Genomic DNA, 24,687 nt, shown 5'->3' on the forward strand with positions numbered 1-24,687 from the left:
GAGGCCGCTTTCCACGACTTTCCGACCGCCCGCGCCTCGACAGGCGGGAGCGGCTCGGGCAACACCCGTAATCGGTCCATTGGTTAATCCCCGGTTTCACCCACCGCTGCCATGGCGCGGCCATGGTTCGGGTAATGATGGTCCCGGCATGGAGATGATTTGGCGATGAAACGTACCCTTGGCGCAATCGGCGGCACCGCCCGCGCGCAATGGCTGGCCACGGCGGCGCTGGCATCGGTCCTGTTCGGCGCGGCTCCGGCCCTTGCGCAGGACGCCAACACCAACTTGCGGCTCAACAAGGTAGAGGCCGAAGTGCGCGCCCTGCAGCGCAAGGTCTTCCCCGGAGCCGACGGCAAGTTCTTCGAGCCCCAGATCAACGCCGCTCCCACGCCGACCCCGACGCCCGGCGCGCCCTCGACCACGCCGCTTTCCGACGTTCTCACGCGGATGGACGCCGTCGAGGCGCGGATGGCGCAGCTGACCGCGCAAGTCGAACAGAACACCAACCGCATCGGCCAGCTCGAAGCCAAGCTGGCGGCGGCGGCTCCGGTCCAGTCCGATTTCGTGCCCGGCCCCGGGGCGACTGCTCCTGTAGCGTCCGGGCCTGCTGTTTCCGGACCTTCAATCTCCGGGCCGGCGCCGCTGCCGACGCCCGTGGCAGCCACGCCGCGTCCGACGACTGCACCCGTAGCGACCGCTCCCAAGCCGACGGCGCCTTCGAACTCGAGGATCGATGGGGTCAAGGCCATCGTCAAGCCACAGAGCGGCGATCCGGGCGAAGACGAATACAGCTATGGCTTCCGTCTTTGGGAAGCCAAGTATTATCCCGAGGCGCAGCAGCAGTTGAAGCTCTACCTCGAGAAGTATCCCAAGCATGCGCGCGCCAGTTTCGGCCGCAACCTGCTGGGCCGCGCTTACCTGGACGACGGCAACCCGGGCGAGGCGGCAAAATGGTTCCTGCAGAATTTCCAGACCGACAAGCGTGGCGATCGCGCCTCGGACAGCCTGCTGTATCTCGCCGTCTCGATGAAGCAGCTCAAGGACACCAAGCGCGCCTGTATCGCGCTGGCCGAATTCAGCGAAACGTATGCCGCCGAGGCGGCTGGACGACTGGCGGGCATCTACAGCACCACGCGCAATGGACTTGCCTGCAACTGAGATAGACCGCTTCCGCGTCGGCTTGTCCGCGATCTGGGCTGACCGGATCGAGGACGGGGCGGCACGTCTGGGCGTCGCCGTGTCCGGTGGGCCGGACAGCCTTGGCCTGTTGCTGCTTGCCCATGCGGCGCTGCCGGGGCGGGTGGAAGCGGCGACCGTTGACCATGGCCTGCGTCCCGAAAGTGCCGGCGAGGCGGAGGAAGTCGCTCGCATCTGTGCTGGTCTGGCAATACCTCACGCAACGCTGGCGGTGAACGTCGCGCCCGGCAACGTGCAGGCCGAGGCGCGGCTTGCGCGCTATGAAGCCATGGCGGGATGGGCGGCGGAGCGGGGCCTGGCCGCTCTGGCAACCGCGCATCATGCCGACGATCAGGCCGAGACGCTGCTGATGCGGCTTAACCGGGCCAGCGGGGTTGCGGGGCTTGCCGGTGCGCGCGGGCGGAGCAGGGTGCCTGACGCGGACTTGCTGCTGTTGCGCCCGGTGCTCGACTGGCGGCGCGCCGAACTGGGTGTGGTCGTGGAAGCGGCGGGGCTCGTGGCCGCGCAGGACCCGAGCAACGCCAACGATCGCTTCGATCGGGTGCGTATCCGCAAGGCGCTGGCAGAGGCCGACTGGCTCGATGTTGCCGCCATCGCTCAGAGTGCCGCCCATATCGCCGAAGCCGATGCTGCGCTCGACTGGATGGCGGCTCTCGAATGGCGATCCTGTGTGACGAAAGAGCCGATGGGGCTGAAGTACCGCCCACAGGCTCCACGCGCGGTGGCTTTGCGCGTGGTGGCGCGGATCGTGCGCGAACTCGACGGCGAGGACGCGCGGGGCGGGGCGATCGCGCGATTGGTCGACGGGCTTTCGCAAGGCCAGCCGGCCTCTATCGGCAAACTGGTGGCGCGGGCCAACGCCGGCGGGTGGAGTTTCGCCAGGGCGCCGATGCGCGCGCCGAAGCGGACGGGTTAGCCCCCGATCAGGCTGTCACCCATGCCGACCTGCTTGCCCTTGGTGATATAGACCTTGTCGCCGATCTTCGTGGTGTCGAACAGCTTAGCGGCGAAGGCGTCGGGCATGCCCACGCAGCCGTGACTGGCATAGCCCAGCGCCACGTCGGAGCCGTGCAGGGTGATGCCGTCGTTGGTCAGGCGCTGCATGTAGGGCATCGGCGCGCCGGTGTAGATGTTGGAGACGTGGTCCTTGTCCTTCTGGGTGATCGGGAAAATCCCCAGCGGGGTCGGCTTGTCCGCCGTGCCCAGCAGTACCGCCGCCGCGCCGATCTCATAGCCGCCGCGGAAGACCGAGATCACGCGGGCCTCGAGGTCCACGGTGACGACGATCGGGCCGGGGGGCACGTCATGCTCGTTCCAGTGCCATTCGCCATATTTGATCGCGCCCTTGATCGGCAGGATGCGCTTGATGACGAAGGGCTCGTCCTTCGCGGGGACCGGCGGTTTTGCTGCAGGCTTTGGCGCGGGCTGCGCCAGCTTTGCTTCGGCCAGCGAGGCGGGGGCGGGCTTGTCGGGCTCGGACGCGACGATCAGCACGCCGGCGATGGCGGCAAGGGCGACGAAACCCGAGGCGAGGAAGATGCGCGCGTCCACTTGGTACTGTTCCGATTCTTTTGGCGAATCCGCTTCTGGCAGGGCTGCCTTAGCATCGCGTAAATGGCGGTTAGGCGCCAGTATAAGTGCAAGAAGGCCCACCCCCGGCCCCTCCCGCAAGCGGGAGGGGGGGAAAGACGTTCAGCCCTCCCGCTTGCGGGAGGGCCGGGAGGCTTGAGAGCGTAGCGAACTAGCCGGACGGGGTGGGCGCGCCGTAAGCTAACGCTTCACGATCCCCTCGCGCAGGATCGAGTTCGCCAGTTCCGCGATCTCCGCCGCCTCCGCATCGCCCCACACCGCGTAGCGCAGCCCGAGGAACACGTTCATTCCCATGATCGCCCAGGCATGCGCCTCGCCCAGCCCTTCGCGCAGTTCGCCCTTGCGGATGCCTTCGGAGAGGCGTTCGCGGATACGGGTGGCGGTGGATTCGTAGTGCTGGCGGAAGCTGGCCGGATCGACGAATTCGCACTCGTCGATGATTCGGTAGATTTCCTTGTGCTCGGCCGCGAAGCGCAGGAAGCCGATCAGCGAGGCGCGCTCGGTCTCCAGCGCGGGCAGGTCCTGCTGCCGGGCGTTGCGCGCCGCTTCGCGCACCTTGCCAGAAAGGTCGTCCACCAGCGCGCGGAAGATTTCGTCCTTGGAATTGAAGTACGTGTAGAAACTGCCCAGCGCCGTTCCCGCCCGGCGGGTGATGCCGGTGATCGAGGCTTCGTGAAAGCCATGCTCGCCGAATTCGAGCGCGGCCGCGTCCAGCAGCTTGCGCAAGGTGCGCCGCCCGCGCTCGGTGCGCGGGATCTTGCTGGCCGAACCTTCGGCGGAGGGCTGCTCTGTGCTCACGATGACACAGTTAGAACGGACCGTGGCCCATGGCAAACTTTCAAAGTTGAAAATCGATTCAACTATCAATATGCAGATCGCCAACAAGAAGCGTGAATGGGAGTGACTGTGATGCGTAGGGTGCGATTCCTCGCCATTTCCTCGAGTGTGCTGGCTCTGTCGGGCGGCTTCGTGACACCTGCAAGCGCGCAGGACAGCGCTCCGGCTGCGACCGCTGCCGAAGGCGGCGACATCATCGTCACCGCGCGGCGCCGCGAGGAGCGGCTGGTGGATGTGCCGATCGCCGTCTCCAGCTTCAGCGGCGACCAGCTTGCCAAGTCCGGCGCGGTGGACATCACCGAGATCGCCAACGTCTCGCCCAACGTCACGCTGGAGCCCTCGCGAGGGACCAACTCGACGCTGTCGGCCTTCATCCGCGGCGTCGGCCAGCAGGACCCAGTCTCGGGCTTCGAGCAGGGCGTGGGCATCTATCTCGACGACGTCTACCTCAACCGCCCGCAGGCGGCCGTCCTCGACATCTACGACGTCGAGCGGATCGAGGTGCTGCGCGGTCCGCAGGGCACGCTCTACGGCCGCAACACCATCGGCGGCGCGGTGAAGTATGTGACGAAGCAGTTGCCGCAGGACTTCTCCTTCAAGCTGAAGGGGACTTACGGCAGCTATGACCAGGCCGACCTGATCGCCACGGCTTCGGCGCCAGTCAGCGACCTCATCCGCGTCGGCGGATCGGTGGCGCGGCTGTCGCGCGGCGGCTTCGGCAAGAACCTGACGACGGGGCAGGACAACTACAACAAGGACATCTGGGCAGGCCGCGCCAGCGTCGACATCGGCGGTTATGGCGAGCCGGTGCTGATCCGCATCTCGGGCGACTATACCAAGGACAAGTCCAATGCGCGCGGTGGCCATCGCCTGATTCCGGGCTACGTCTCAGGCGCGCCGGTGCTGGACGACGTCTACGACACGCGCGGCGGCCTCAACGATCCGCGCCAGATGGTCGAAGCCTATGGGCTGGCGATCAACGCCACCGCCGAACTGACTGACGCGCTGACGTTCCGCTCGATCAGTTCGTGGCGCAAGGACAACTCCGCCTCGCCGATCGACTTCGACGCGCTGCCCGCCGTCGACGTGGATGTGCCCGCCTACTACCGCAACGAGCAGATGAGTCAGGAAGTCCAGCTCCTGTGGGACGACGGCGGCATGGTGCAGGGCCTGCTGGGCGCCTATTACCTGACCGCCAAGGCCGACACCGACTTCGACGTGCGCCTGTTCACCGCGCTCAACGGGTTGACCGCGTTCACCCGCGCCAATGTCGATACCAATACTTTCGCGATCTTCGGTGATTTCACGTTCGATTTCACCGAGCAGTTGAGCCTCGCGGTCGGCGGGCGCTACACCTGGGACGAGCGCAAGGCGCAGATCCTGCGGCAGAACTACCTCGGCGGCGGCTCGCCGGTATTCGGCGGGGCGGGAGTGCCGCTTGGCGCGCCGAGCACCAACTTCTCCGGCAAGGCGAAGTTCGACAAGTTCACGCCCCGCGCCTCGCTCAGCTTCAAGCCGACGCCGGACCACAACATCTACGCGAGCTACAGCCAGGGCTTCAAGGGCGGCGGCTTCGACCCGCGCGGCGTCGGCGTCAACGCGCCTGCGGCTACGCCGGGCGCACCCACCGATGCCGAGATCGCCGATTACCTGAGCTTCCAGCCGGAGACGGTGGACAGCTACGAGGTCGGCTACAAGGGCAACTTCTTCGGCGGCGGGCTCTACATCGCGGCGGCCGGGTTCTACATGGATTACAAGGACGTGCAGATTCCCGGTTCGGCGGGCTGCACCGTGGGCGGTCTGCCGACCTTCTGCGGGGTCATCACCAACGCCGGCAAGGCGCGCTTCAAGGGCTTCGAACTGGAAGCCAATGCGCGGCTGGGGCGCGACCTGATGGCCTCTGGCGACCGGCTGAGCCTGTCGGGGGCGCTTGGCTACATCGATGCGCAGTACAAGGAATATATCGCCAACATCGCCTCCACTCCGACCGACGTGGCGCAGTACCGCAAGGTGCAGAACACACCGAAGTGGACCGCCAGCGGCACGCTCGCCTACTCGACCCCGGTGGGCGGGGGCGATCTCGATCTCAGCACGACCTACTCGTATCGCAGCAAGGTCTACCAGTTCGAGATTCCCAATCCTTATCTCGACCAGAAGGGCTTCGGGCTGGTCGATGCGAGCCTCGTCTACACGGCGCCGGGCGGCCGCTGGAGCCTGGGCGTCCACGGCAAGAACCTGTTCGACAAGCGCTACAAGACCTCGGGCTACACGTTCCTGGCAACCAACCCGGTGACCGGGGCGCTCCTGACGGCACCCAACGGCCGGTTCATTCCCTCGCTCGGCACCGAGGGCACGCTGACCGCCTATTACGGCAACCCGCGCCAGGTTTTCGCGACCGCGACGCTGGAGTTCTGAGGGGAGCATCCCTTTTCCCGTCATTCCCGCGAAGGCGGGAACCCAACTCCTGACGGTGTCTGTTGCACTCCCGTCAGATGGGTCCCCGCCTTCGCGGGGATGACGGGATAGGAGAGGTCGGGCAGCCGCCCATTGAAAGGACATTTCATGGACTACCGCGTCCATCATTATCGCAGCGCCGACGGCCGGCTCGACCTCGTCGCCCGGGACTACCCGGCACATGAGGGCGCGCCTGTGCTGCTGATGATGCACGGCCTCACCCGCAACAGCGCGGACTTTGAGCCGCTGCTGGACAAGCTCGCCGGGCGCTTCCGCATGATCGTGCCCGACCAGCGCGGGCGAGGGGCCTCGCAGTGGGATCCGGACCCTGCACAGTACCGGCCGGACGTCTACGCGCAGGACATGCTGGCGCTGATGGATGACCTTGGCGTCAGCCGCGCCGGGCTGGTCGGCACTTCCATGGGCGGCCTCATGGCGATGGTGATGCAGGCGCTGCGGCCTGACCTCGCGCAGGCGGTGATATTCAACGACATCGGCCCGGTGCTCGACCCGGCGGGCCTCGCGCGGATACAGGGCTACGTCGGACCCGGAGGCAAGATGGCCGACTGGGCAGAAGCCGCTGCCCGAACGCGCGCGATCAACGCCTCCGCCTTCCCCGACTATGGCGGCGGGCAGTGGGATGCTTTCGCCCGCCGCGTCGCGCGGGAGAATGCGGACGGCACCGTATCCTTCGCCTACGACCCGGCGATCTCGGAAAGCATCGCGGGTGACGCCCCCTCGACCGTGCCGCCGGACCTGTGGCCCTTGTGGGACCTGCTGGACGCGGTGCCGGTACTGGTCGTGCGCGGCGCTTTGTCGGACCTGCTGAGCGCGGCGACCGTGGAAGAGATGGCGCATCGCCATTCGGGGTTCTATGCCGCAGTCGAGGTGCCGCGCGTCGGCCATGCCCCGATCCTCGACGAACCGTTGGCGCTCGCCGCGATAGAGGCTTTCCTCAAGGAGCACGTGACCTGACATGAGCGATACCGCCGTCTTCGACGAACCCCGGACCGCTAACCTCCCGCAAGGGACGTCGCCCCGACTGGTGCTGGCGATGCTCCTGCTGGTCTATGTGTTCAACTTCGTCGACCGGCAGATTCTCTCGATCCTCGCGGCACCGATCCAGGCCGACCTCGATCTCGATGACGCGCAGATGGGCATGCTGGGCGGCCTGGCCTTCGCGATCCTCTATTCCACGCTGGGCGTGCCTCTGGCGTGGGTGGCCGACCGCACGAGCCGGTCCTGGGTCATCACCGGGTCGCTGGTGGTATGGAGCGTGTTCACCTCCGCCTGCGCGCTGGCGACGGGGTTCTGGCACATCTTCCTTGCCCGCCTCGGCGTCGGCGTGGGCGAAGCGGGCGGCGTCGCACCCAGCTATGCGGTCATCGGCGACCATTTCCCCAGCGAGCGCCGCGCCTTCGCGCTCTCGGTCTATTCGCTGGGTATTCCGCTCGGCTCTGCGGCGGGGGTGATGGCGGGCGGTTACGTGGCGCAGGCGGTGGACTGGCGCACGGCGTTCCTCATCGTGGGCCTGTGCGGCATCCTGATCGCGCCGCTGTTCAAGCTGGTGGTGAAGGACAAGCCGCGCCCTGTCTCCGCGCCGACCGTGCGCTTCGCAGAGGTCTTCGCCACGCTGGCGCGCAAGCGGGCGTTTTGGTTCCTCAGCTTCGGTGCGGCGTCCAGCTCGATGCTCGGCTACGGCGTCGCCTTCTGGCTGCCGAGCCTGCTGCAGCGCAGCTTCCACCTCACCCTCGTCGAGACGTCATGGTTCTTCGGCGCGGTATTGCTGCTGGGTGGTACGGTCGGTGTGCTGACCGGCGGCGCGCTGGCGGACCGGCTGGGGAAGGGCGACCGCGCGTGGTACGGCCGCGTCCCCGCGATCGGCTTCGTGCTGGCGGTGCCGCTCTATGCGGGCGGTATCTGGACGACCAGCGTGCCGGTCGCCTTCGTGCTGTTCCTGATCCCGCAGGTGCTGGCCTACTTCTGGCTCGGCCCGGTGACCGGCGCGATCCAGCACCTCGTCGACCCGCCCGCCCGCGCGACGGCCTCGGCGTTGTTCCTGCTGATCAACAACCTGATCGGCCTTGGCGGCGGCATCTATGCGCTGGGCGCGCTGTCGAAGGCGCTGGCGCCGGTGTGGGGTGCCGAATCGCTGCGCTATTCGATGCTGTTCGCGCTGGTGCTCTACCTGCTGGCGGCGCTGCTGATGACGCTGGCGGGGCCGGGCCTGCGCAGGGAGTGGGTGGCGGAAAAGTAGGCGAAAGGTGGTGCCGGCTACAGGATTCGAACCCGTGGCCCCCTGATTACAAATCAGGTGCTCTACCAACTGAGCTAAGCCGGCGCTTGCTTCATCAAGCAAGTCCGGCGCCCTTACCGCGAGCGGGGGGCGCCGGTAAAGCCCATAATCAGAATACCGCGTGCGGGGCGGCCTCCTGCATCATCGTCTGGCGCAGCAGCGGGATCGCCGGGCCGCCGTGGCTCAGGAATTCGTCGTGGAACGCCTTCCAGGCCGAGCGCCCGCCGCGCGTCGCGGTCCAGTCGGCGCGCAGCTTGCGGATCATCAGCTTGCCCAGCGTGTAGTTGAGATAGGCCGGATCGTACGTGCCGCGTGCGGCCTGCTGTTCGGCGGTGCCGGCGTCCTGGTAGCACTGCTCCATGAACATCGTCTTCGACTGCGCCTGCGTCATCCCGCGCGCGTGCAGGCCGATCGCCGAGAGATAGCGGCAGTTGCGCAGCAGGGCGTTGGAGATCTGGCCCACCTGCACGCCGGGGTCGCCGTCGCCGAGCCCTGCCTCCAGCATCATCTCCTCGGCATAGTGCGCCCAGCCTTCGGCGAAGGCGTAGCCGACGAACAGCTTGCCGACGATCGAGGGCGCCGCGTTCGAATGGAGGAACTGCAGGTAGTGGCCCGGCATCACCTCGTGGACGGTGGTGAACAGCAGGTCCGCCTTGCCGGGGATGTAGTCCATCTGCATCTGCTTCGACCACGCCGGGTCTGGCGGCGAGATGTAGTAGATCGACGAGCCGCCGTTCTCCAGCGGCCCCGGCGGGTCGATGTAGGCCGAATTGGCGCGGTTGTAGGGCGGGCTTTCCTCGACCATCGCCATTTTCGTGCCGGGGATCGTCGCGATGTCGTGGCTGCGCACGAACTCGGCGAGCTGCGGGATCTCGCGCCGGGCCTCGGCGACGGGACCGTCCTTGGGCTTGTCGGCGCGCATCTTGTCGAAGCACTGCTGGATGGTCTTGCCCGGCGTGTACTTCGCGCAGGCCAGCTTCAGCGCCTGCTGGTTGCGCAGGAGGTCGGCCTTGCCCGCCGCCTCCAGCGTATCGAGCGTGGCATCGACGCCTTCGGTCGCAAGCACCATGCGCGCAAACTTGTCGGCGCCGAGCGCGAAGCCCTGCGTTGGGGTTGCCTTGGCGACCTGGTCGGCGACGCCCTTCATGGCGACGGCGGCGGCTTCGGACGCCGCCTTGAACTCGGCCTGCAGCGCCGGGTCGGCGACGTCGGCGAAGGCGGTGCGGGCATCGCCGCGGTAGTAGTCGGCAAAGCCGCCGAAGCCGTCGGTGCCCAGCTTGATGAAGCTGGCGGGCATCGCGGCGGGCAGGTTGGCGCGGATGTTGGGGGCCTGCGCCGCCACCGCCTTGAAGAAGGCGATCATCGCCTTCATCCGCGTCGGCTTGTCGGCATAGTCGCGGCTGACGTAGACGTTCGGGTCGAGGCCGCCGTTGATGTAGTAGGCGGGATTGGTGTGCGGCTGGTCGGCGTCCTTCAACCAGAACAGCTGGCCCTTGGCGACCTGCACCAGATAGTCGCGTTCGAAGCGGTCGGCGTCGGAGAGGGCGGTGAACTGGCCCGCCTTGTCGATGACGGAGTGCAGGAACGCGGCGCGGGCCTTGAGCCCAGCGTCGCTCCAGTCGGGGAGCTTGCCGTCGTACTGGTGCGCGCCTTCGTAGATCGCGAAGGCGGGGTCGGTTTCGAACCAGTCTTCGATGGTGCCGTCGACGAAGCTCTTCCACGTTGCCGCGGGAGCGGTTCGCTCTGCCACTTGCGCGGCATCCACGGCGGCGTCGGCGCGGCGATCGTCGGCCATCGTCGTGGCGCAGGCGGAAAGGGTGAGACAGGCGATGCCCGCCAGCAGGATGGACTTCATTGGGGGAGGCTCCCTGTGCTTATGGGAGCGGTTGTGCGTCAGCGCGCGCCGAAGGTCCAGCCCTCGGTGCGGGCGAGTTCCGGCGTGAGTTCAGCGGGTTGCCACAGGTCCGCGCGCGAGGCCGCGACGCGCAGCCAGGCGGCGGTGAGGAGGGCGTCGGCGCTGTGGTCGTCGATCGGGCCTTCTACGCGCGTCGGCCGTGACCCCAGGGTTTCGAGCGCCGCATCGAGCGCGGCGTGGTCGGTCATCTTGGCGCGGCCTGCGCTGCGCCCGGCCTCCACGGCAGCGAGGGTGGTGTAGATTTCGGTCACCACCGAGCCGCTCGCGGGGAGCGGATCAATTGGCCAGACCGGCACGCGGCCTTGCAGGCGGTGAAGCAGGCGCATGCCGGTGAGGCTGGACTTGCCGACCTGTGCGGCACCGACGAGGTTGAAGTTGGAATAGGGGCGGCATCCGGCGCGGGCCTGCGCCTCCTCGGTCACGCGCATGCGGCCGCGCTTGTGGAGCGCGCCGGGGAGGTGGAAATGCGCGCCCTCACGCCCGCCGTGGCGGCGGAAGTAGGCGCTGAGATTGATGTGATCGACGAAGCTGGCGGCCGAGAGGTGCGGGTCATTGGCGCAGATGGCGTCGATCAGCGCCCAGAGCGCGCGGGCATCGGGAGGGCTGTCCGCCCAGCCGGGGAAGAACGCACCAGCATCGACGAAAGGCAGCGATATGCCGAGGTCGAGTCCGACGAGCGTGTCTTGCGGCAAGTGGCCCAGCAGCAGGTCGAGCACGTCGGCGCGGGACCATGCGGCGTGGGCGGCGGGGCGCAGCAGGCGGGGCGGGGCGTCGCCGCTTTCGCACAGGGCGACGGCGATGCCTTTCTGGCGCTCGCCCAGCGCGCCGGACCAGTCGATGGCGATGAAGTGGCGGAAGTGCATGGGTTATCCTGACCGGGAATGCGAGGCGATGGCATGGCATCCACCATGTCGTCACCCTGAACTTGTTTCAGGGTCCATCGGGCAGCCGCGGTTGCCAGTGCAGGTCACCAGCGGCACTGGCGGTTTACGGAATCACGGCGCTGTATCGGCGGCGAAATGGACCCTGAAACAAGTTCAGGGTGACGAGGTATTGGTCGCGAGGTCACTCCGCCCGCCGCTCGGCGCGCTTCTTGTCCCACCATTCGAGGCGCTTCTTCACCTCGCGCTCGAAGCCGCGTTCCACCGGCTCGTAATAGACCTGCGGCCCCATTTCCTCGGGCCAGTAGTCGTCGCCGGAGAAGGCGTCGGGCGCATCGTGGTCGTAGGCGTAGTCCTTGCCGTAGCCGATGTCCTTCATCAGCTTGGTCGGCGCGTTGAGAATGTTCTGCGGCGGGCTGACCGAACCCGTCTCCCGCGCGGCCTTGAACGAGGACTTGAACGCCATGTAGGCCGCGTTCGATTTCGGCGCGGTCGCCACGTAGATGCACGCCTGCACGATCGCCAGCTCGCCCTCCGGAGAGCCGAGGAACTCGTACGCCTGCTTGGCGGCAAGGCATTGCACCAGCGCCTGCGGGTCGGCCATGCCGATGTCCTCGCTGGCCATGCGGACCAGACGGCGCAGCACGAACAGCGGCTCCTCGCCCGCCGTCAGCATTCGCGCCATGTAGTAGAGCGCGGCCTGCGGGTCCGATCCGCGCACCGATTTGTGCAGCGCGGAGATGAGGTTGTAGTGCCCGTCGCGGTCCTTGTCGTAGACCGCCATGCGCCGCTGCAGGAACTGGCCGAGCCCTGCCGGATCGAGCGCCTGCGGAATCTTCGCCGCATAGAGCGTCTCGGCCTGGTTGAGCAGGAAGCGCCCGTCGCCGTCGGCCGAGGCGACCAGCGCCTCGCGCGCCTCGGGCGTGACGGGGAGCGGGCCTTCCAACTCCTCGCCCTTGGCCAGCAACGCATTCAGCGCGGCGGCGTCGAGGCGGTGGAGGATCAGCACTTGCGCGCGGCTGAGCAGCGCGGCGTTGAGGGCGAAGCTGGGGTTCTCGGTCGTCGCGCCCACCAGCGTCACGGTGCCGCGCTCCACGAAGGGCAGGAAGCCGTCCTGCTGGGCGCGGTTGAAGCGGTGGATCTCGTCCACGAACAGCAGGGTGCGCTGGCCCGCCTTCGCGGCGACGTCGGCTTCGGCGAAGGCTTTCTTGAGGTCCGCCACGCCCGAGAACACGGCGGAAACGGCGGCGAAGCGCATGCCCACGGCGGCGGCGAGCAGGCGGGCGATGCTGGTCTTGCCGGTGCCGGGCGGCCCCCACAGTATCATCGAGGAGAGGCGCCCCGCCGCCACCATGCGCCCGATCGCGCCTTCGGGGCCGGTCAGGTGCTCCTGCCCCACAACCTCGGTCAGGTCGCGCGGGCGCAGGCGGTCGGCGAGGGGGGCGTCCTCGCGCAGTTCGTCAGGGGTCGACGGCGGCAGGTCATCGGCAAAAAGGTCGGCCATGAAAGGGTACTTAGCCATTCGCGGCGCGAATTGCATCGGCCTCGTCGCGGGAGTATCCTCGGGCACGGCAGGGAGAGGCGCGATGGTTACGACGGACAGACACGTGACGAGGCCGGGGTGGACCTTCTGGCTCATCGCGGTGCTGGCGGTGCTGTGGAATGCGTTCGGCTGCCTCGACTTCACGATGACGGCTTCGCGCAATCCGACTTATCTTTCGCAAGTGCCGCCCGAGATCATCGACTGGCTCGATTCCGCGCCAAGCTGGACGCTGGTGCCGTGGGCACTGGGCGTGTGGGGCGGGCTGGCGGGAAGCCTGCTGCTGCTCGCGCGGTCGGGCTTGGCGGTGCCTGCCTTCGCGGTGTCGCTGGTCGGGCTGGCGGTGTCGCAGGCCTGGCAGTTCTCCGCCGGGATGCCGGAAAGCATGACCACGCCGGGGATGCTGGCGATGACGGCCTGCATCTGGGTCATTGCACTCGGGCTATTGTGGTTCGCCTGGGACAAGCGGCGCGCAGGCGTACTTCACTGAATTGAGTGACCGACACGGGAATGACGTTCCTTGCCCGCCGTCCACGCGGTATGGCAGCGGCGACGGGAGAGGGAATCACGACCATGCCACATCCGCTGGGTATCGAACTTTTGACGGTGCTCGGGCTCGGCCCGGTCGAGCACGTCACCCTGGCCGCCGACCTCGGCTGCAAGGCAGTGTCGATGGGCCTGAGCCAGTTGCCCGAACGCTTCAACCCGCATGGCTATGCCCCCTGGTCGCTGCGCGAGGATCCGGCCTTGCGGCGCGAACTGAAGGCGGTGCTCGCCGATCGCGGGATCGCCATCAGCATCGCCGAGGGCCTCGGCGTGTCCGCGGAACTGGACGCTGCCGAGCGGGCGGGCGACATGGACATCTTCGCCGATCTCGGCGCGCTGCGGGTCAACGCGGTGGACATGGGCGCGGAGCGCGCGCGGGCCTTCGACCAGCTGGCCGCGCTGGCGACGATGGCGGCCGAGCGCGGGATGGAGTTCTCGATCGAGTTCACGCCGGTCTTCACCATCCGCTCGCTGCCGGAGGCGCTGGAGGCGGTCGAATACATCGGCGCAGGTAAGGCCACGGTCCTGATCGACACGATGCACTTCTTCCGCTCGGGCGGGACGGTGCGGCAGGTGGCGCAGCTCGACCCGGCGCTGATCGGGCATGTCCAGCTGAGCGACGTGCCGCGCAAGGGCGACGACGATTACATGACCGAGGCGATGAGCGGTCGCATGATCCCGGGGCAGGGGGAACTGCCCTTGCGCGAATTCGTCGAGGCCCTGCCGCGCGGGCAGGTGCTGGGGCTGGAAGTGCCGCTGATGGCCGCCGCCGCCAGCGGTCGCGATGCGCGCGACTACGTGGGCGAGATCGTCAAGCGCACGCGGGAGTTTCTGGCCTAGCGTATTCCTCCCCGAGCAAGCTCGGGGAGAAACTAGGTTCGATCCAGCAGCATTTCGGCGCCTTTTTCGGCGATCATCATCGTCGGCGCATTGGTGTTGCCCGAAGTGATCTTCGGCATCACCGAGGCATCGATAACGCGCAGACCGTCCAGTCCGATCACCCGCAACCGGCTATCGACCACGCTGCCCATCGCCGCCGTGCCGACCGGGTGGAAGATGGTGGTGCCGATCTCCGCCGCCGCGCGCTGCAGGTCTTCCTCGCTCTCGAACGCTGGGCCGGGGCGCACTTCCTCGGGCCGGTAACGGGCCAGAGCGGGCTGCGACACGATGCCGCGCGTGATGCGGATCGCCTCGGCGGCGACGCGGCGGTCTTCCTCGGCGGAGAGGTAATTGGGTCGGATCGAGGGTGCGGCTGCGGGATCGGCGGCGGTGATGCGGGTGCTGCCCCGGCTTTCCGGCCTGAGGTTGCAGACGCTGGCGGTGAACGCCGGAAACGGATCGAGCGCTCCCCCGAAGGCGGCAAGGCTCAGCGGCTGGACGTGGTACTCCAGGTTCGGCGTCGCATAGCGCGCATGGCTGCGGGTGAAGACGCCGAGCTGGCTGGGCGCCATCGCCATCGGTCCCGTCCGGCGCAGCGCATATTCCATGCCGATCAGCGCCTTGCCGAATAGGTTGCTCGCCCGCGCATTGAGCGTCGCCACGCCCGAGACGCGATAGGCGCAGCGCAGTTGCAGGTGGTCCTGCAGGTTGGCGCCAACTTCCGGCCTGTCGAGCACCGGCGCGATGCCAAGGTCCGCCAGCCGCGCCGCGTCGCCGATGCCGCTGCGCTCGAGGATCGCCGGGGAGCCGATCGCGCCCGCCGCCAGCACGACTTCGCCGGGGGTAAGCGCCACGCGCTGCTGGTTGCCGACAGAGTAGGCGACGCCGACCGCGCGGCCCGCCTCGACGATCACCCGGTCCACCACCGCGCCGGTCTCGACCTTCAGATTGCTGCGCGAGCGGACCGGCTTGAGGAAAGCGTCGGCCGCGCTCCAGCGCCAGCCGCCCCGCTGGGTCACCTGGAAGAAGCCCGCGCCCTCGTTGTCGCCGGTGTTGAAGTCGGTGGAATGCGGGATGCCGTGTTGTCCGCAAGCGTCGCGGAAGGCTTCGAGGATGTCCCAGCGCAGGCGCTGCTTCTCGACCCGGATCTCGCCGCCGCCGCCGTGGAACGGGCTGGCGCCCTCGTAATGGTCTTCGGCGCGGGTGAAGTAGGGCAGCACGTCGTCCCAGCCCCAGCCGAGGTTGCCCGCCTGCCGCCAGCCGTCGTAGTCGGCGGCCTGTCCGCGCATGTAGATCATGCCGTTGATCGACGAGCAGCCGCCCAGCACGCGTCCGCGCGGATACTTGAGCGCACGGCCGCCGAGCCCTTCCTCCGCTTCGGTGGACATGCACCAGTCGGTGCGCGGGTTGCCGATGCAGTAGAGATAGCCCACCGGCACCCGGATCCAGATGTAGTCGTCCTTGCCGCCCGCCTCCAGCAGCAGCACGCGTGTCTCCGGGTTGGCACTCAGCCGGTTGGCGAGGACGCAGCCCGCGCTGCCCCCGCCGACGATGATATAGTCGAACTCTCCCATCCTGCAGGGCTATGCCGTGATTGGGGCGCGATCAAGCACGCGCTTTGGACAGGTGAATGCCGTGGATCATTGCACGCCGGGGCGATGCCGGCTTGGATTCCGGCCAAGAATCTTGCCGGAGAGGGCGGGCGAACCCACCATGACCGCAGGAGACGAGGAGAAAAGCACCATGGCGAGACCCGTGATCGGCAGGCTGGGCATATGGTCGATGGAGATGCGCTTCGGCGACAAGGCCCAGTCGAGCGCGGCGGCGGCGCAGCTCGATGCGCTGGGTTATGGTGCGCTGTGGATTCCCGGCGGCATCGACGACGGTGCCCCGGCCGACGTCGAGCGGCTGCTGGCAGTGACCTCGCGCATGACCATCGCCACCGGCATCCTCAACATCTGGAAGCACGATCCGGAGGAACTGGCGGCCTGGTTCCTCGCGCTGCCGCAGGAGTGGCGGGCGCGTACGCTGATCGGCCTCGGCATCAGCCATGGCCCGCTCATCGGCGAGTCCTGGGGCAAGCCTCTGGAGGTGACGGCCGCCTTCCTCGACCGGCTCGCCGCCGCCGGGATGCCGCGCGATAACCTGTGCCTTGCCGCACTGGGGCCGAAGATGGTGACGCTTTCGGGCGAGCGGACCGCCGGGGCGCATCCCTATCTGGCGACGCCCGAGCACTCGCGCCGCGCCCGCGCGATACTCGGCCCGGAACCTCTGCTGGCGCCCGAACAGGGCGTGGTGCTGGAAGCCGATCCGGCTAAGGCCCGCGAATTGGCGGTGGCGGCGTTGGAGCACTATCGACGGCTTCCCAACTATCGCAACAACTGGGTGCGACTGGGCTTCAGCGAAGGGGAGATCGAGGCGCTGGACGACCACCTGCTCGATGCCCTTTTCGCGATCGGCGGGGTGGAGGCGGCGGCGCGGCGGGTCGCGGCGCACCTCGATGCGGGAGCCGACCACGTCTGTCTTCAGGTCATCGCCGGGCCGAGGGGCGGCAGCTTCGACCAGCTGCTGCCGCAATGGCGCGAGCTGGCAGAGGCGCTGGCTTGAATTTCGCCCGCAAGGTAAGCGCGCTGTTAACGAGTTGGCAACGGATTGTGCCTAATCCCTGTTGGCACAGGAGACGGTGGTTTCGGCCACCGGATTGACAGGAGCCGCCGGCGAGCCGGATGGACCGATCGTCGGGGGGCGAATGGTCCGAATCCGGGGTGGGAACGCTGCTTTCGGGCACGTTCGATTACCGCCTTCGACGACGGCTCCTGGCATTTCTCGTCACTCTTCCCAAGCCTGTCGTCAGCTTCCCAGCGCGTGCTGTTCCGCAGTCACCGGCGTGCTGCTTGGCCGGTCGGACAAGGCACGGGCGATCCAAATGGTCGACATCGCCAGTACCACCAGCACCAGGCTGACGATCAGCACATAGCGAACGATATGCGGCGTAGAGCCCCCGCGTGCTTCGTCATCGTCGAGATGAACTTCGTCACCGGAACGATACATGACTGCTCTCCCGTCGACCCGACGGTGGCCTTTATGGCCGCATTATCGATTCGGGCCGTCTGATGGAACGAGGATGGGCGCGGGAAAGTTCCCCAGCGTTCAACTTGCGTGATGGGATGTGAGGTGCAGCAGTTGCAGAGTGCGTTCGTCCCTTCGCCCCTGGCAGAAGGCATCGAGCGCGTGAGCGAATTGTCCGGCGCTATCGGAGCCCATGGCGGCAAGCTCGAACAGCGTCATCGAACTGGCGAACTTCATCGCATCGACCGCGCCGAGGATGCCCGTGGCGCTGCGCCGTCCCGCCCAGCCCAGCATCAGGCGCGTTACTTCGTCTAGCCTTGGGCGCAGCATGGGATGGTTCAGGTAGCGCCGCGCTTCGTCGAGCGTTTCCACGGCATAGCGTCGTGCCATCGGGCTGGAGCCGAGCCCGGCGACTTGCGGAAACACGAACCACATCCAGTGCGTACGCTTCTCGCCATGGGCGAGTTCGGTGCGCACTTCGCCGAAGATGGCGTCCTGCGCGGTGACGAAGCGCTCCAGGTCCATCATGCGTGGTGCAGTTCGGACCCGCGCTTGAGGGCGCGGCCGCCGTCAGGCTGCTCGACAAGGTATGCGGGGTTTTCAGGCGTTCCGACTCGCACGATGCGCTTGCCTTCGATCGTGCGGCTGACGCGGCGTTCGAAACGTTCGGCGATGTGGCCGGTAGCGGTGCCGGTGCCCCAATTCCAGCTGACCTGTGCTCCCTTGCGGAAGGTGGCGGTCACTGCGGCTGGTCTTGCTGCTGCGCCACTGCCTTTTCGGTATCGGCGTGGCCGCTGGTCTCTGGCGTGGTCAGCGCGCCAGTGATCCAGATGGCCGAAAGCGCGATGATGACGAGGGCGAGGCTGATGAGCAGGACGTAGCGCACGACGCCGGACGTCTCGCCACCGCGGGCTTCCTCTTTGTCGAGATGGACTTCCTGTCCTCGGGTTTCCATGGCGTGCTCCGAAGGCGGCCGGTTGCGGCCCGTTTCCTTCGTCAACACGCCGGGACGGGCGAATGTTCCGCCGCCCGTCCCGCGTCTGCGCGGCTTAGTCGCGCAGGAGTTCGTTGATGCCGGTCTTCGAGCGGGTCTGCGCGTCCACGGTCTTGACGATCACGGCGCAGTACAGCGACGGGCCGGGGGTGCCGTCGGGCAGCGGCTTGCCGGGCATCGCGCCGGGGACGACGACGGCGTAAGGCGGCACGCGGCCGATGTGGACTTCGCCGGTCGCACGGTCGACGATCTTGGTCGAGGCGCCGATGAACACACCCATCGACAGCACCGCGCCTTCGCCCACGATCACGCCCTCGGCCACTTCCGAACGGGCGCCGATGAAGGCGCCGTCCTCGATGATGACCGGGCCGGCCTGCAGCGGCTCAAGCACGCCGCCGATGCCCGCGCCGCCCGAGATGTGGACGTTCTTTCCGATCTGCGCGCACGAACCGACGGTCGCCCAGGTATCGACCATGGTGCCTTCGCCGACGTAGGCGCCGAGGTTGACGAACGACGGCATGAGGACCACGCCCTTCGAGATGTGGGCGCTGCGGCGCACCACGGCGCCGGGGACCACGCGCACGCCTGCCGCCTTGAAGCGGGCATCGTCCCAGCCTGCGAACTTGAGCGGCACCTTGTCGTAGGCCGGGGCGCCCGCCGCGCCGTATTCGACCACGGCGTTGTCGTTCAGGCGGAACGAGAGCAGCACCGCCTTCTTGAGCCACTGGTTGACGACCCACTCACCGTCCACCTTCTCGGCGACGCGGGCCTGGCCCGAATCGAGCAGTTCCAGCGCCTCGTCGACGATCTTGCGCACATCCGCGCTCGCGGGGGTGACGGTGTCGCGTGCGTCGAACGCGGCTTCGATCTGGGCGGCGAGGCCAGAATTGAGGTTGGACATTGGCTGGTCTCCGGAAGGGATGAAACTGTCGCGGCGCGGCCTAGAGGGAGTTGGGGCGCGGGGCAAGGTTATCGTCGTCCGGGACGACGACTGTTGTTTCCTCAATCGTCCGGCTGCATCAGTTCCCGTACGAACCCGATCAGCCCCGTCTGCCTTGCGCGGCGCAGGCGTTCGGCGTGAAGGATCTTCTTCACTTCCTCGAAGCAGCTGGCGATGTCGTCGTTGACCACGACATAATCATAACCGTCCCAGTGGCTGATCTCCGAGCGCGCGCGCTCCATGCGGCCGTGAATCACTTCGGCGCTGTCCGTGCCGCGGCCGGTCAGGCGGCGGCGCAGTTCCTCGATGCTGGGGGGGAGCAGGAACACGCGGACGACGTCGCGCTCCAGCTTCTGGTAAAGCTGCTGGGTGCCCTGCCAGTCGATGTCGAACATGTAGTCGACGCCGTCCTTGAGGCCTGCCTTCACTTGCGCCTTGGGGGTGCCGTAGCTCTGGCCGAAGACGGTGGCCCACTCCAGGAACTCGCCCGCCTCGACCATGGCGTCGAACTGCTCGTGCGTGATGAAGTGGTAGTGCTCGCCGTCGATCTCGCCGGGGCGGGGCTGGCGGGTGGTGCAAGACACCGAGTTGCGCAATTGCGGATCGTGCTCCAGCAGCATGCGCGCGATCGTCGTCTTGCCCGCGCCCGAGGGGGAGGACAGGATGAACATAAGACCGCGACGCGCGAGCGTGCCGGTGGTGTCGGGAGAAGGAGTGGACTGGACCATGGCCCCCGATGCCGATGGTTGGCGCGGGAATCAAGGCGGAACCTGATCCAATCCTTCGTCATTGCGAGCGCAGCGAAGCAATCCAGGGCGGTTTATGCGGCCCTGGATTGCTTCGCTGCGCTCGCAATGACGATGCGGTTTATTCCTCCGCCCCGTCCTCGGCCATGTCCTGCAACTGCGCGGCGCCCTCGGCGCGCGCCTGCCGGGCGCGGCTGCGATCGTAGAGCGTCTTGGCCACCAGCACTCCACCGATGACCACGGCCCCCGGCACCGATCCCAGCGCGACTCGGGCCAGCGCGCCGTGCAGCAGCGTTTCGGCCATGGTGCGCCCCTTGAGGATCGACTTGGCCTTCTTGGGAGAATAGCTGGCGCCCAGCACGCCGCGTTCCACGCTGCGGCGCATGATGGTGGTCGCGGTGCGCAGGGCGATGTCGGCGATGATGAGGTTGGTGGCGGGGTTCGGGCTCGGCCCGTGGAGTTCCCCGCCGTTGTCGGCCAGCGTCTTCAGCCCCTTGGCGGGGGCCGCGACGACGCTGGCGGCCTTCCTGGCGCTATCTTTCAGAACCGTTGCCATTTTTCGCCCTGCTCTACCGGGCGAGCCCGGTTACTTCTTCTTGCCGAAATCCACCGAGACGACGTTCGAGCCGTCTTCGCTGGGAGTAATGCGCGACGCCACATCGCGTTCCGCATCGTTCTCGGCCGGGGCGGGCTCGTCGGCCTCGTCATCGACCATGGCCTGGAACTGCAGGCCGAAGTCCACCGCCGGATCGACGAAGGCGGTGATCGCCGAGAAGGGAATGTCCAGCTTGGCGGGCATCGCGTTGAACGAGAGGCTGACGGTGAAGCCGTTCTCCGAGACGCCCAGATCCCAGAACTTGTTCTGGAGCACGATCGTCATCTCGTCCGGGAACCGGGCACGCAAGTCGGCGGGGATGCTGACCCCGGGAGCGCCGGTCTTGAAGGTGATGTAGAAGTGGTGGCCGCCCGGAAGCACGCCGCCGGAGCTTTCGACCTGGCCGAGAACACGGCCGACGACGGCGCGCAGGGCCTCCTGCACGATCTCGTCGTAAGGGATCAGGCTGTCTGTGGTATCGTTCATCGCGCCCTACGTGCTCATGGTTCTCCGGCCGGTCAAGCGTGTTCGAGCGTAAAATAACATGTCGGGCCGGGTTTTCCCTAGCTCGAAGCACTTGCGACCGAAGATTGCTATATAAACGCCCGACGCGCATTCTTGTGCCGCGACCGAATTGATTCCGGCGCGTACAGGTATATAGGCACGGGCCATGCGTACCGCCTCGATCATCCGCAAGACCCATGAGACCGACATCGCCGTGGAGGTCAACCTCGACGGCACCGGGGCCTATGACGTGTCCACCGGCATCGGCTTTCTCGACCACATGATCGAGCAGTTCAGCCGCCACTCGCTGATCGACATCAAGTGCCACATCAAGGGCGACCTCCATGTCGACCAGCACCACACGACCGAGGACAGCGCCATCGCCATCGGGCAGGCCATCACCCAGGCGCTGGGCGACAAGGCGGGCATCGGCCGCTACGGCGACGTGAACTCGCCGATGGACGAGGCGCTGAGCCGCGTGTCGCTCGACATTTCGGGCCGCCCCTACCTCGTGTGGAAGGCTGCTTTCACGCAGGACAAGCTGGGCGAGTTCGATACCGAGATGGTCGAGCACTGGTTCCACTCGATCGCGCAGGCGGTGGGCATCACCCTGCACATCGAGCTGCTCTACGGTTCGAACAACCACCACATCTGCGAAGGCATCTTCAAGGGCTTCGCCCGCGCCATGCGCAGCGCGGTGGAACTCGATCCGCGCAAGGGCGGGGCGATCCCCTCGACCAAGGGCATCCTCGGGCAGGCGAGCCTCTGATGGCGATCTTCATCCTCAACCTCACTTACGTCACCACCGACATTGCCGAGGTGGATGCCCTGCTGGTCGATCACCTCGCATGGCTGGAAGCCGGGCGCGGGAAGGGGCACTTCCTCGCCTGGGGCCGCAAGGTCCCGCGCGAAGGCGGGGCGATCATCGCGAAGGGCGAGAGCCGCGAAGCCGTCGAGGCATTGGCGGCCACCGATCCGTTCATCGCGGGCGGCGTGGCGAAAGTGGACGTGATCGAATGGGTGCCGACCTTCCTCGGCGAAGGGCTGGAGGCTCTGGCGCAATGACCCTCGCGCTGATCGACTACGGCGCGGGCAACCTGCACTCGGTCGCCAATGCGCTGCGAGCGGCGGGCGCCGAGGACGTGGCGATCACCGCGAACCCCGACGTCGTGCGCGCGGCCGACCGCATCGTCCTGCCGGGCGTAGGCTCGTTTCGCGCCTGCGCGGAGGGCTTGTGGGGCATTCACGGCATGGTCGAGGCGATGACCGAGCGTGTCCATGTCGGCGGGGCGCCGTTCCTCGGCATTTGCGTGGGCATGCAGCTTCTCGCCACGCGCGGGCTGGAGCATGGCGTGACGCGTGGCCTCGACTGGATCGAGGGGCAGGTGCAGCGCATCGAGCGCACCGATCCCGAGATCAAGATCCCGCACATGGGCTGGAACGACGTGAACCTCGGCCGCAAGGATCCGGCGCAGGGCCTGATCGATCCGGGTGAGGCGTACTTCCTGCACTCGTATCACTTCCAGCCCGATGACGGCGCGACCGTTGCTGCGATGACCGACCACGGCGGCGGTCTTGTCGCGGCGGTGGCCAAGGACAATGTCGTTGGCGTGCAGTTCCATCCGGAAAAGAGCCAGGGCTACGGGCTGTCGCTGCTGGCGCGGTTCCTGGAATGGAAGCCGTGACGCACCTCTATCGGGGGGCGGTCGGGAATGCGCTTTCATGCAAGATATCACGCCACCCCGTTCGTCATTGCGAGCGCAGCGAAGCAATCCAGGGCCGGGCAAACCGCCCTGGATTGCTTCGCTGCGCTCGCAATGACGGGGGTGGTATAACAACCGTGCCAACCCCGCTCAGGCTGAGCTTGTCGAAGCCCATACGCTGCCCTCAGACCCTCAGGACCGCATCATGATTGTCTTCCCCGCCATCGACCTCAAGCAAGGGCAGGTCGTACGCCTTGCCGAAGGCGACATGGACCGCGCCACCGTCTACGGCGACAACCCCGCCGCGCAGGCGATGCTGTTCGCCGAGGCCGGATCGCAGTACCTCCACGTCGTCGATCTCGACGGCTCCTTCGCGGGCCGCGCCGAGAACCGCGAGGCGGTGGAAGCTATCCTCGAAGTGTTCCCCGGCCACGTCCAGCTCGGCGGCGGCATCCGCACGCCCGAGGCCGTGGCAGGCTGGTTCGACCTTGGCGTCAGCCGCGTCGTCATGGGCACCGCTGCACTCAAGGACCCGCAGTTCGTCAAGGACATGGCGAAGGAGTTCCCCGGCGGCATCGTCGTCGCGGTGGACGCGCGCGACGGCATGGTCGCGACCGAGGGCTGGGCCGAAGTCTCCGACGTCTCGATCGTCGACATGGCGCGCCGGTTCGAGGACGCGGGCGTTGCCAGCCTGCTGTTCACCGACATCGGCCGTGACGGTCTGCTCAAGGGCGTCAACATCGACGCCACCGTCGATCTCGCCCGCCGCACCGACCTGCCGGTGATCGCATCGGGCGGCGTGAAGGGGCTCGACGATATCCGCCTGCTGGCGCTCCACGCCAAGGACGGGATCGAGGGCGTCATTACCGGCCGCGCGCTCTACGACGGCCGCCTCGACCTCGCCGCCGCGATCCAGTTTGCGGAGCGCGAGGGGTGAACGAAAATCGCCTCATGGCGGTACTGGCGTTCGTCATCTTCGTGCCGGCCGCGATCTTCGCGTTTCGCGACTGGCGCGAGGGCAAGGCGCGGTTGATGCTGTTCAGCCGTGCGCGTAATCCGATTTTGACGACAAAAGCCGCCGATCCGCGCAAGTTTGCGCTCTACACGGCGTTCAATGTCGCTTTGTGTGGAGTTGTGGCGATCTTTGCCGTGCTGCTGTTCTTCAAGCCGGAGTAAGCCGAATGACCGTGCGAATCCGCGTAATTCCGTGCCTCGACGTCCGTGACGGACGGGTGGTGAAGGGCGTCAACTTCATCGACCTCAAGGATGCCGGAGACCCCGTCGAACAGGCCCGCGCCTACGACGCGGCGGGCGCTGACGAGCTGTGTTTCCTTGACATCTCAGCCAGCCATGAAGGCCGCGGCACCCTGCTCGACGTGGTCCAGCGCACCGCCGAAGTCTGCTTCATGCCCCTGACCGTCGGTGGCGGCGTTCGCACCGCCGAGGACGCCCGCGCGCTCCTTCTGGCGGGCGCGGACAAGGTGGCGGTGAATTCGGCGGCCGTCTCGCGCCCCGAAGTGGTGGCCGATATCGCCGAGAAATTCGGCTCGCAGTGCATTGTCGCATCGGTCGATGCGCGGCAGGTTTCGCCCGGAAAGTGGGAGATCTTCACCCACGGCGGCCGCAAGGCGACCGGCATCGACGCGCTGGAACATGCGATCAAGCTGGCCGACTACGGCGCGGGCGAACTGCTCGTCACCTCGATGGACGGCGACGGCACCCAGAACGGCTACGACCTCGCCCTGACCCGCATGATCGCGGAGGCCGTGTCGGTCCCAGTGGTGGCGAGTGGCGGCGTCGGCAATCTCGATCACCTCGTGGCAGGCGTAACCGAGGGCAAGGCGAGCGCGGTGCTGGCCGCCTCGATCTTCCACTTCGGCAAGCACACCATCGCCGAGGCGCACTCGGCGCTGCGAGCGGCAGGGATCCCTGCGCGCGGGTGAAGGCACGCCAAGGTTAACGGCTCATTGTTAGCCGAATGCGACTAACGGAGTGAACCAC

At 67.2% G+C, this 24,687-nt stretch carries 28 protein-coding genes and 1 tRNA gene; 14 read left to right on the forward strand and 15 right to left on the reverse strand.

The window, feature by feature from the left end:
• The first annotated feature begins 165 nt into the window (after positions 1-165).
• Positions 166-1,158, forward strand: a complete 993-nt coding sequence (locus QRN25_RS20590) for a tol-pal system YbgF family protein (protein ID WP_285021135.1) — start codon at positions 166-168, stop codon at positions 1,156-1,158.
• Complete coding sequence (gene tilS, locus QRN25_RS20595; protein WP_285021136.1) at positions 1,139-2,113, forward strand: tRNA lysidine(34) synthetase TilS; 975 nt, start codon at positions 1,139-1,141, stop codon at positions 2,111-2,113. The genes QRN25_RS20590 and tilS overlap by 20 nt, the downstream gene beginning before the upstream one ends.
• Here the strand turns inward: tilS and QRN25_RS20600 are convergent.
• Positions 2,110-2,748, reverse strand: a complete 639-nt coding sequence (locus QRN25_RS20600) for a L,D-transpeptidase family protein (RefSeq protein ID WP_285021137.1) — start codon at positions 2,746-2,748, stop codon at positions 2,110-2,112. The genes tilS and QRN25_RS20600 overlap by 4 nt on opposite strands.
• Before the next feature lie 219 nt (positions 2,749-2,967).
• A complete protein-coding gene (locus QRN25_RS20605) occupies positions 2,968-3,585 on the reverse strand; it encodes a TetR/AcrR family transcriptional regulator (protein ID WP_285021138.1) in 618 nt (205 codons plus the stop codon).
• Positions 3,586-3,696: 111 nt separating this feature from the next.
• On the opposite strand from QRN25_RS20605, the gene QRN25_RS20610 reads away from it, so the two are divergent.
• The 3 genes from QRN25_RS20610 to QRN25_RS20620 all read left to right on the forward strand — a co-directional run bounded on the left by QRN25_RS20610 (position 3,697) and on the right by QRN25_RS20620 (position 8,335).
• The gene (locus QRN25_RS20610) at positions 3,697-6,039 is read left to right on the forward strand and encodes a TonB-dependent receptor (RefSeq protein WP_285021139.1); all 2,343 of its coding nucleotides are present in this window, start codon (positions 3,697-3,699) and stop codon (positions 6,037-6,039) included.
• Between the two features lie 147 nt (positions 6,040-6,186).
• Positions 6,187-7,053: an alpha/beta fold hydrolase gene (locus tag QRN25_RS20615; protein ID WP_285021140.1), complete on the forward strand. Its 867-nt coding sequence runs from the start codon at positions 6,187-6,189 to the stop codon at positions 7,051-7,053.
• Between the two features lies 1 nt (position 7,054).
• Positions 7,055-8,335: a spinster family MFS transporter gene (locus QRN25_RS20620; RefSeq protein WP_502910485.1), complete on the forward strand. Its 1,281-nt coding sequence runs from the start codon at positions 7,055-7,057 to the stop codon at positions 8,333-8,335.
• A gap of 8 nt (positions 8,336-8,343) precedes the next feature.
• On the opposite strand, the gene QRN25_RS20625 is transcribed toward QRN25_RS20620, so the two are convergent.
• From QRN25_RS20625 to QRN25_RS20640, 4 genes are all read right to left on the reverse strand, one after another.
• Positions 8,344-8,419 (reverse strand) — tRNA-Thr (locus tag QRN25_RS20625).
• A gap of 64 nt (positions 8,420-8,483) precedes the next feature.
• Complete coding sequence (locus QRN25_RS20630; protein WP_285021141.1) at positions 8,484-10,229, reverse strand: DUF885 domain-containing protein; 1,746 nt, start codon at positions 10,227-10,229, stop codon at positions 8,484-8,486.
• Between the two features lie 38 nt (positions 10,230-10,267).
• Positions 10,268-11,152 (reverse strand): hypothetical protein, encoded by an 885-nt coding sequence (locus tag QRN25_RS20635; protein ID WP_285021143.1) that lies wholly within the window; start codon positions 11,150-11,152, stop codon positions 10,268-10,270.
• A 202-nt stretch (positions 11,153-11,354) separates the two neighbouring features.
• The gene (locus QRN25_RS20640) at positions 11,355-12,674 is read right to left on the reverse strand and encodes a replication-associated recombination protein A (protein ID WP_285021144.1); all 1,320 of its coding nucleotides are present in this window, start codon (positions 12,672-12,674) and stop codon (positions 11,355-11,357) included.
• 82 nt (positions 12,675-12,756) lie between these two features.
• Between QRN25_RS20640 and QRN25_RS20645 the strand changes: the two genes are divergently transcribed.
• Positions 12,757-13,200: a hypothetical protein gene (locus QRN25_RS20645; protein WP_285021145.1), complete on the forward strand. Its 444-nt coding sequence runs from the start codon at positions 12,757-12,759 to the stop codon at positions 13,198-13,200.
• An 83-nt stretch (positions 13,201-13,283) separates the two neighbouring features.
• Positions 13,284-14,096, forward strand: a complete 813-nt coding sequence (locus QRN25_RS20650) for a sugar phosphate isomerase/epimerase family protein (RefSeq protein ID WP_285021147.1) — start codon at positions 13,284-13,286, stop codon at positions 14,094-14,096.
• A 32-nt stretch (positions 14,097-14,128) separates the two neighbouring features.
• On the opposite strand, the gene QRN25_RS20655 is transcribed toward QRN25_RS20650, so the two are convergent.
• Positions 14,129-15,709, reverse strand: coding sequence for a GMC family oxidoreductase (locus tag QRN25_RS20655; RefSeq protein ID WP_285021149.1), 1,581 nt, complete (start codon positions 15,707-15,709; stop codon positions 14,129-14,131).
• 169 nt (positions 15,710-15,878) lie between these two features.
• Here QRN25_RS20655 and QRN25_RS20660 point away from each other — a divergent pair, with 169 nt between their 5' ends.
• Entirely contained in the window at positions 15,879-16,742 is an 864-nt protein-coding gene (locus tag QRN25_RS20660; protein ID WP_285021151.1) for a TIGR03620 family F420-dependent LLM class oxidoreductase, read from the forward strand.
• A 243-nt stretch (positions 16,743-16,985) separates the two neighbouring features.
• Here QRN25_RS20660 and QRN25_RS20665 read toward each other — a convergent pair whose 3' ends face one another.
• From QRN25_RS20665 to QRN25_RS20700, 8 genes are all read right to left on the reverse strand, one after another.
• Positions 16,986-17,186, reverse strand: coding sequence for a hypothetical protein (locus QRN25_RS20665; RefSeq protein WP_008831797.1), 201 nt, complete (start codon positions 17,184-17,186; stop codon positions 16,986-16,988).
• Between the two features lie 99 nt (positions 17,187-17,285).
• Positions 17,286-17,732, reverse strand: a complete 447-nt coding sequence (locus QRN25_RS20670) for a DUF1810 domain-containing protein (protein ID WP_285021153.1) — start codon at positions 17,730-17,732, stop codon at positions 17,286-17,288.
• The gene (locus tag QRN25_RS20675) at positions 17,729-17,947 is read right to left on the reverse strand and encodes a hypervirulence associated TUDOR domain-containing protein (RefSeq protein WP_285021154.1); all 219 of its coding nucleotides are present in this window, start codon (positions 17,945-17,947) and stop codon (positions 17,729-17,731) included. The genes QRN25_RS20670 and QRN25_RS20675 overlap by 4 nt, the downstream gene beginning before the upstream one ends.
• Positions 17,944-18,159 (reverse strand): hypothetical protein, encoded by a 216-nt coding sequence (locus QRN25_RS20680; RefSeq protein WP_285021156.1) that lies wholly within the window; start codon positions 18,157-18,159, stop codon positions 17,944-17,946. Before QRN25_RS20680 ends, QRN25_RS20675 begins: the two co-directional genes overlap by 4 nt.
• Before the next feature lie 94 nt (positions 18,160-18,253).
• Entirely contained in the window at positions 18,254-19,099 is an 846-nt protein-coding gene (dapD, locus tag QRN25_RS20685; protein WP_008831793.1) for a 2,3,4,5-tetrahydropyridine-2,6-dicarboxylate N-succinyltransferase, read from the reverse strand.
• Positions 19,100-19,200: 101 nt separating this feature from the next.
• The gene (gene gmk, locus QRN25_RS20690; protein ID WP_008831792.1) at positions 19,201-19,866 is read right to left on the reverse strand and encodes a guanylate kinase; all 666 of its coding nucleotides are present in this window, start codon (positions 19,864-19,866) and stop codon (positions 19,201-19,203) included.
• 139 nt (positions 19,867-20,005) lie between these two features.
• On the reverse strand, positions 20,006-20,440 hold the full coding sequence (locus QRN25_RS20695) for a hypothetical protein (protein ID WP_285021158.1): 435 nt from the start codon (positions 20,438-20,440) through the stop codon (positions 20,006-20,008).
• A 30-nt stretch (positions 20,441-20,470) separates the two neighbouring features.
• On the reverse strand, positions 20,471-20,965 hold the full coding sequence (locus QRN25_RS20700; protein ID WP_008831790.1) for an SspB family protein: 495 nt from the start codon (positions 20,963-20,965) through the stop codon (positions 20,471-20,473).
• 184 nt (positions 20,966-21,149) lie between these two features.
• Here QRN25_RS20700 and hisB point away from each other — a divergent pair, with 184 nt between their 5' ends.
• The 6 genes from hisB to hisF all read left to right on the forward strand — a co-directional run bounded on the left by hisB (position 21,150) and on the right by hisF (position 24,629).
• Positions 21,150-21,752: an imidazoleglycerol-phosphate dehydratase HisB gene (gene hisB / locus QRN25_RS20705; protein WP_008831789.1), complete on the forward strand. Its 603-nt coding sequence runs from the start codon at positions 21,150-21,152 to the stop codon at positions 21,750-21,752.
• A complete protein-coding gene (locus QRN25_RS20710) occupies positions 21,752-22,048 on the forward strand; it encodes a YciI family protein (protein ID WP_285021160.1) in 297 nt (98 codons plus the stop codon). Before hisB ends, QRN25_RS20710 begins: the two co-directional genes overlap by 1 nt.
• Positions 22,045-22,668, forward strand: coding sequence for an imidazole glycerol phosphate synthase subunit HisH (gene hisH, locus QRN25_RS20715; protein ID WP_008831787.1), 624 nt, complete (start codon positions 22,045-22,047; stop codon positions 22,666-22,668). The genes QRN25_RS20710 and hisH overlap by 4 nt, the downstream gene beginning before the upstream one ends.
• 223 nt (positions 22,669-22,891) lie before the next feature.
• A complete protein-coding gene (gene hisA / locus QRN25_RS20720) occupies positions 22,892-23,623 on the forward strand; it encodes a 1-(5-phosphoribosyl)-5-[(5-phosphoribosylamino)methylideneamino]imidazole-4-carboxamide isomerase (RefSeq protein ID WP_285021161.1) in 732 nt (243 codons plus the stop codon).
• The gene (locus QRN25_RS20725; protein WP_008831785.1) at positions 23,620-23,862 is read left to right on the forward strand and encodes a hypothetical protein; all 243 of its coding nucleotides are present in this window, start codon (positions 23,620-23,622) and stop codon (positions 23,860-23,862) included. Before hisA ends, QRN25_RS20725 begins: the two co-directional genes overlap by 4 nt.
• Before the next feature lie 5 nt (positions 23,863-23,867).
• The gene (gene hisF / locus QRN25_RS20730) at positions 23,868-24,629 is read left to right on the forward strand and encodes an imidazole glycerol phosphate synthase subunit HisF (RefSeq protein ID WP_285021162.1); all 762 of its coding nucleotides are present in this window, start codon (positions 23,868-23,870) and stop codon (positions 24,627-24,629) included.
• Positions 24,630-24,687 lie beyond the last annotated feature (58 nt).

It is taken from the genome of Novosphingobium sp. fls2-241-R2A-195 (assembly GCF_030209485.1).
GTDB lineage: Bacteria > Pseudomonadota > Alphaproteobacteria > Sphingomonadales > Sphingomonadaceae > Novosphingobium > Novosphingobium resinovorum.